The organism is Micromonospora deserti, assembly GCF_003236335.1.
Lineage (GTDB): Bacteria > Actinomycetota > Actinomycetes > Mycobacteriales > Micromonosporaceae > Micromonospora > Micromonospora deserti.
The window spans coordinates 1-6,569 of sequence record NZ_POUB01000306.1 but is presented as its reverse complement, the minus strand read 5'-3'; the positions used below and the strand labels follow the sequence as shown (position 1 = coordinate 6,569).

Genomic DNA, 6,569 nt, shown 5'->3' with positions numbered 1-6,569 from the left:
GGTCAGGAGGCGCCGTCGGCGCGGAGGGGGAAGACGTTGGGGCGGGCCTCGTCGAGGAGTTGGCCGAGCACCGCGCCGATCTTGTCGGCCGGCATCGGCTTGAAGAAGTGGTAGCCCTGGGCGGCACCGCAGCCCAGCTCGGCCAGCGCCATCCGCTGCTCGGCGGTCTCCACGCCCTCGGCGACCACCCGCAGCCCCAGCTCGTGGGCCAGCCCCACGGTGGTACGCACGATCGCCGCCGCCTCCGGCGAGTCGGCCATCCGGATGACGAAAGAACGGTCCACCTTCAACTCGTCCACCGCGATCCGGGTGAGGAAGGTCAGCGACGAGAATCCGGTGCCGAAGTCGTCCACCGCGAGCTGCACGCCCATCGACCGGAGGGTGGCGAGCACCTCGTCGATCACCTCCAGCTCGCTCATCACCACCGTCTCGGTGATCTCCAGGACCAGCCGGTGGGCCGGCACCTGATGCCGGCGCAGGGCGTCCGCGATCTCCCCGGGCAGGCGGGGATCGAGCAGGCTGCGGGCCGAGAGGTTGACCGAGATCGGCACCTCCAACCCGTCGCGGGCCCAGCCGGCGGCCACCGAGAGCGCCTTGTCGAGCACGTACCGGGTGAAGGTGCCGAGCTGCTCGCTGTTCTCCACCGGCCGGATGAAGTCGTGCGGGCTCAGCCAGCCCCGGCGCGGATGCCGCCAGCGGATCAGCGCCTCCACCCCGGTCGGCGCGCCGGTGGCCAGGTCGACCGCCGGCTGCAACGCCAGCACCAGCTGGTCGTCGGTTTCCAGCGCCTCGCGCAGCTCCGCCAGCAGCGCCAGCTGGTCGGTGCTGGCGGCGTCCCGGGCGGAGTCGTACACGGCGACGTTGCCACCGCCCTCCTTCGCCTGGTACATCGCGATGTCGGCCCGGCGCAGCAGCTCGGTGAGGTCGGCGGTGCCGGCGTCGGCGACCACCACCCCGACGGAGACCTCGATCGACATCCGCACCCCGGCCACCTCGGTCGGCGCGGCGAGCCGCTCGGCGATCTCGCGGGCCTGCCGCAGCGCGTACGTCATCGGGGCGTTGCGGTCACCCACCACCGGGACCGACGTCAACAGCAACGCGAACTCGTCGCCGCCGAGCCGCCCGAGCAGGTCACCGGAGCGGGTCAGCGCGCCCAACCGGATGGCGGTCAACCGCAGCAGCTGGTCGCCGGCCGCGTGCCCGAGGGTGTCGTTGACTTCCTTGAACTGGTTGATGTCCAGCAGCAGCAGCGCCACCGGGTGGTCGTGCGCGAGCTGGCGCAGCGCCTGGTCGCCCTTGCTGAGCATGGCCGCCCGGTTGACCAGCCCGGTCAGCGCGTCGTGCACCGCCTCGTACGACGAGCGCGCGGTGACCAGGCGCAGCTCACGGTGGGTCGCGGCGTCGTGCAGCGCGGCGGCGAGAGCGTCGCCGAACGCGGCCACCGCGTCGCGCTCGCGGGCGCTGGGCGGTGCCGACCGGGGGAACCGGACCCGCAGCTCACCGACCTGAGCGGCGCCAACGGCGAGCGGGCGGATCAGCTCGTGCTCGTCTGGCTCGGCCCGGCTCGGCGGGCGGACCTCCCGGTCCGCCACCTGACCGCCCGGGTCGCCCCGGTAGCGTCGCCACCGGCCGTCGCCCCGGGCCACGTCGACCTCGACGAACTCGGCGTTGAACAGCGCGAGCGCGCCGGACACGGCGGCGGTGGCGACACCCCGCTCGTCGAGCTGGTTGAGCGCGGCGGTGGCCTCGGCGAAGGCGCGCCAGGTCCGCCGCTCCTGGTCGGCCCGCAGCCGGTGCCGGTAGGTCTGCTGGAGCAGCCAGAGCGGGGGCGGCAGCAGCAGCAGCCACCGCGCGTCCAGCTCCCACAGCGCCACCACGACCAGGCCGACGGCGACGTTGCCGACGAACATCAACAACTTGCCCCGGAGCGCGGCGAGCAGCGGCCGCCCGATCGGGACGCCGTGCCGCAGGGCCAGGGTGGCGCCGCCCAGCCAGGCGGTGGCGAAAAGGTAGGTGACCGAGCCCGCGATCACCGCGACCGCCAGCCCGGGGGTCGGCGGGGTGAGCAGGGGATGCCCCAGCGCCGTGGTGACCGAGACGGCCAGGGCGGTCGCGGCGGCCAGTGAGGCGGCGATCCGGACCACCTCCAGCGCCGGCCGGCGGTCGCCGAACAGCGACATCGTCGACCAGGCGAGCCCGGCGCCGAGCAGGGTGGCGGAGGGGAGCCAACCCGCGGGCACCAGGTAGAGGCAGATGATCAGCGCGGCCTCGCCCCAGGTGATGCTCACCATCCCCGCGGCGGTGCGGAACCGCAGCCGGGCCAGCTGGGAGACGGCGAGCACGGCGACCGCGACGCCGAACCGGGCCGGACCGCCGAGCGGGTCGTCGGCCGGGAGGCCGGTCGGGAGGGTCAGCCCGACGGTGGCGGCGACCAGGGCGGTCAGCACGACCGCGGCGGTGAGCATCAGCAGCCGTGGCGACGCGCCACGCAGCCCGAGTCGGTCGGTCGGCTCGCCGGCCCGGCCGGAGGTCACCGACCTCCTCCGCCCGCGGGCCGGCCGAGGGTACGGGCGGCCGTCACTGTGACAGTCATCGGCGCCCCCTCCCGCGCACGGCTCGGGGACTTTTGGTCCCCCCGGCGGAAGGCTAAGCCAAACCCGGTGGTCGCAACAGGGGGCGACGACCGGGTTCGACGTGAATCATGCGTGGACTACCCGTTCCGGCGCTGCTGACGTCCGTTGGGAGCGCTCGACGATGAATCCTGCTCTCGCGTCCCGTCTGTCGGATCACCGACTCCCGCGTCCGCCCGGCCGGGCTCGGCTGGCGGAGCCTGCTGGGGGAACCGGTCGGGCAGCCGGCGCAGCCGGGCGTTCATGTTGCGGATCAGCAGAACGGTGGCGGTGGCCAGCAGCAGGATGAGGAACAGGCCCATCGGCCCGGCCAGGCCACCCGTGCGGGTGTCACCGAAGTTGTTCTGCGCGAGCACCTGGGCAGCGGTCAGCATGGCGTTCCTCCGTGGTGCGGTTGGTGACCAGCGTAGCCCCGCGCCGGATCAGCTGGCATCGGCCGTCTCGCGCACCCCGGCGAAGAGATCCGACTCGGGCAGCGGGCTGTCGACCATCGACCGGACCAGCTGGTAGTCCTCCGTCGGCCAGGCCCGTTGCTGCAGCTCCATCGGCACGTGGAACCAGAAGCCATCCGGGTCGACCTGGGTGGCGTGGGCGCGCAGCGCGTCGTCGCGGACCGGAAAGTACTCGGCGCACTCCACCCGGGTGGTGATCCGGGGGCCCTTGTCGGGTCGGTCCTCCCAGCGCGTGAGCCACTCCTCGTACGGCGACTCCAGGCCGGCGGCGAGCATGGCCTCGTGCAACGCCATGATCTTGGCCTTGGAGAAGCCGATGTCGTAGTAGAGCTTGAGCGGCTGCCACGGCTCGCCGAGCTCCGGGTAGCGCTCCGGATCGCCGGCGGCCTCGAACGCGGCCACGCTGACTTTGTGGCACATGATGTGGTCAGGGTGCGGGTAGCCGCCCTCCTCGTCGTACGTCGTGACGACGTGCGGGCGGAACTCGCGCATCAGCCGCACCAGCGGGCCGGCCGCGACCTCGACGTCCTGCAGGGCGAAGCAGCCCTCCGGCAGCGGCGGCAGCGGGTCGCCCTCAGGCAGCCCGGAGTCGACGAAGCCGAGCCATGCCTGCTCGACGCCGAGGATGGTGCGGGCGGCGTCCATCTCCGCCCGGCGGATCTCGGCGATGTTCGCCCAGACGTCCGGTCGGTCGAGCTTGGGGTTGAGCACGCTGCCGCGCTCGCCGCCGGTGCACGTCACGACGAGGACGTCCACCCCCTCGGCGACGTATTTCGCCGTGGTCGCGGCGCCCTTGCTCGACTCGTCGTCCGGGTGTGCGTGGACGGCCATGAGTCGCAGTTGCTCTGCCAACGTCGGCGCTCCTCGTCTCTGCCCGCCGGGCGGGCCACCCGGGCCACCCGGCTGACCTGCCGGAATCCTCCCCCGCGCCCGGAACCGCCGGTGCCGACCTGTCGGTTGTGACATCAGGGCCGGCTGGGAGAATGGAACTCTGCCATTCTTGCCGATGCCGCCGACAACAACGCCAGGAGATACCCGCCGGTGACCGAGACGCACGCCACAATTCCCGCCGGCGCGCCGGTTTTCCCGCCCGGGCGGTACGGCCGCCGCCGGGAGCCCGGGCGTCGCCGGCCGCTGCTGGCCGCGCTGCTGGCGGTCGCCCTGGTCGCGGTGCTGAGCCTGGTCGCGGTCCGGCTCTACCAGCAGTACGGCGACCCGAACTACGACGCCGAGGTGATCACCTACACCGGGATCACCGACACCCAGGTCCTGGTCGACTTCCGGGTCACCGTGCCGGAAGGCGGGTCGGCGGTCTGCGTGCTGCGCGCCCGGGACCGCGACGGCGCCGAGGTGGCCCGGGAGCAGGTCACGGTGAGCGCTCCGCCGGGCGAACGGCGGGTGGCCACCCGGCACCGCCTGGTGACCAGCGCCCGGCCCTTCATCGGCGAGGTGCTGCGCTGCCGGCCGGCCTGACCGGTCACAACTTCCCTGCCGGGACGCCGCGGCAGGAGCGGCGACACCGGTGTCGGGACGGGGCACAGGTGGCGATCGTCCCCACCTCGTGTCGTACCGCACTGGTAACTTGGAATTTCACCTGTCAGCCAGCCACGCACAACTGAGGAGACCGCCTGTGTCCACTGGCAACGAGGCGCCCGCCACCTGGCTGTCCCAGGACGCATACGACCGACTCCAGGCCGAGCTCGACGAACTGATCGCCAACCGGCCCGTCATCGCCGCCGAGATCAACGCCCGGCGGGAGGAGGGCGACCTGCGGGAGAACGGCGGCTACCACGCCGCCCGCGAGGAGCAGGGCAAGGCGGAGGGGCGTATCCGCTACCTCCAGGAGCTGCTCCGCACCGCCCAGGTCGGCGAGGCGCCGACCGCCGACGCGGTGTCCCCGGGCATGGTCGTGACGATCTACTTCGACGACGACAAGGACGACACCGAGACCTTCCTGCTCGGCTCCCGCGAGATCGCGTCCACCACCGACCTGACGGTCTACAGCCCGGAGTCGGCGCTGGGCAAGGCGATCCTGGGCGGCCGTGCCGGCCAGACCTGCACCTACACGGCCCCCAGTGGGGCCGACATCAAGGTGACAGTGGTCAGCTTCGAGCCGTTCTCCGGCTGACCGGCCGGCGAGGCCCATGACGGCGCCCGGTGGCTGAGGCCCCGGGCGGAACGCACGGCGCACGCCGAGGCGTGACACCGGCCGATGTCACGCCTCGGCGGCGAAGACCACCTGGTAACCGCTGGCCCGCAGGGCGCTGATCAGCGTGTCGGAGTGCTCGACGCCGCGGGTCTCCACCGACAGCGCCACCTCCACCTCGCCCAGCCGCAGGTGCGGGTTGGCCCGCTGGTGTTCGACGTCCACCACGTTCGCCCGGTGCTCGGCGATCTCGCTCAGCAACGAGGCGAGCTGGCCCGGCCGGTCCGAGCAGCGCACGGTGACCCGCAGGTAGCGCCCGGCGGCGGCCAGGCCGTGCTCGATCACCCGCAGCATCAGCAGCGGGTCGATGTTGCCGCCGGAGAGCACCGCCACCACCGGCGCCTGCACCTCGACCACGCCGGCCAGCAGTGCCGCCACCCCGACCGCCCCGGCCGGCTCGACCACCTGCTTGCCCCGCTCCAGCAGCATCAGCAGCGCCCGGGAGATGTCCTCCTCGGAGACGGTCACGATCTCGTCGACCAGCTTCCGGACGTGGGTGAAGGTGATCTCACCCGGCCGGCCGACCGCGATGCCGTCCGCGATCGTGCTGAACACGGGGAGGCGGACCGGCTCGCCGGCCCGCAGCGAGGGCGGGAAGGCCGCCGCACTGGCCGCCTGCACCCCGATCACCCGTACGTCCGGCCGCAGCGCCTTGGCGGCCACCGCCATCCCGGAAATCAGACCGCCGCCGCCGACCCCGGTGATGATCGTCCTGACCTCCGGGCACTGTTCGAGGATCTCCAGCGCCACGGTGCCCTGCCCGGCGATCACGTCCCGGTGGTCGAACGGGTGGATCAGCACCGCCCCCGTCCGCTCCGCGAAGGTCTGCGCCGCGACCAGGGACTCGTCGACGGTGTTGCCGACCAGTTCGACCTGCGCGCCGTACCCCTTCGTGGCCGCCACCTTCGGCAGCGGGGCGTTCACCGGCATGAAGACCGTGGCGTGCGTACCGACCAGACCGGCGGCGAGGGCCACCCCCTGGGCGTGGTTGCCGGCGCTCGCCGCGACCACGCCGTTGGCCCGCTCCGCCGCCGACAGCCGGGAGATCCGCACGTACGCGCCGCGCACCTTGTAGGAGCCGGCCCGCTGCAGGTTCTCGCACTTGAGCCAGGCCGGCCCGCCGAGCGTGGCGCTGAGCGGGCGGGACGGCTCGAGCGGGGTGGTCCGGGTGACGCCGGCGAGCAGTTCCCGCGCGGCGCGCACGTCGGCCAGACTGACCAGTTCCGTCATGCCCCGATCGTGCCACCAGCCCCGCCCGCCCCGACGGGCGGAGCCCTGTGC

Annotated in this window: 6 protein-coding genes; 2 read left to right on the top strand and 4 right to left on the bottom strand. The window is 73.1% G+C overall.

The genetic code is table 11. From position 1 onward, the window contains the following. Window positions 1–2: 2 nt before the first annotated feature. The 3 genes from C1I99_RS27690 to mca form a co-directional block, all read right to left on the bottom strand. Window positions 3–2,465: a putative bifunctional diguanylate cyclase/phosphodiesterase gene (locus tag C1I99_RS27690; RefSeq protein WP_111137152.1), complete on the bottom strand. Its 2,463-nt coding sequence runs from the start codon at window positions 2,463–2,465 to the stop codon at window positions 3–5. Between the two features lie 245 nt (window positions 2,466–2,710). Next, window positions 2,711–3,004 (bottom strand): hypothetical protein, encoded by a 294-nt coding sequence (locus C1I99_RS27685; RefSeq protein WP_111137151.1) that lies wholly within the window; start codon window positions 3,002–3,004, stop codon window positions 2,711–2,713. Between the two features lie 48 nt (window positions 3,005–3,052). After that, the gene (gene mca, locus C1I99_RS27680; protein WP_111137150.1) at window positions 3,053–3,934 is read right to left on the bottom strand and encodes a mycothiol conjugate amidase Mca; all 882 of its coding nucleotides are present in this window, start codon (window positions 3,932–3,934) and stop codon (window positions 3,053–3,055) included. A 189-nt stretch (window positions 3,935–4,123) separates the two neighbouring features. Between mca and C1I99_RS27675 the strand changes: the two genes are divergently transcribed. Next, window positions 4,124–4,555 (top strand): DUF4307 domain-containing protein, encoded by a 432-nt coding sequence (locus C1I99_RS27675; protein ID WP_111137149.1) that lies wholly within the window; start codon window positions 4,124–4,126, stop codon window positions 4,553–4,555. A gap of 157 nt (window positions 4,556–4,712) precedes the next feature. Then, window positions 4,713–5,210 (top strand): transcription elongation factor GreA, encoded by a 498-nt coding sequence (gene greA / locus C1I99_RS27670; protein ID WP_111137148.1) that lies wholly within the window; start codon window positions 4,713–4,715, stop codon window positions 5,208–5,210. Between the two features lie 87 nt (window positions 5,211–5,297). Here greA and ilvA read toward each other — a convergent pair whose 3' ends face one another. Then, the gene (gene ilvA / locus C1I99_RS27665; protein ID WP_111137147.1) at window positions 5,298–6,518 is read right to left on the bottom strand and encodes a threonine ammonia-lyase; all 1,221 of its coding nucleotides are present in this window, start codon (window positions 6,516–6,518) and stop codon (window positions 5,298–5,300) included. Window positions 6,519–6,569: the final 51 nt, after the last annotated feature.

Bases quoted from the DNA above. Each gene is read 5' to 3' on its own strand.
- C1I99_RS27690 (WP_111137152.1), bottom strand. From the start codon at position 2,465: ATGCTCACCGCCGCGGTCGTGCTGACCGCCCTGGTCGCCGCCACCGTC.
- ilvA (WP_111137147.1), bottom strand. From the start codon at position 6,518: ATGACGGAACTGGTCAGTCTGGCCGACGTGCGCGCCGCGCGGGAACTG.
- C1I99_RS27685 (WP_111137151.1), bottom strand. From the start codon at position 3,004: ATGCTGACCGCTGCCCAGGTGCTCGCGCAGAACAACTTCGGTGACACC.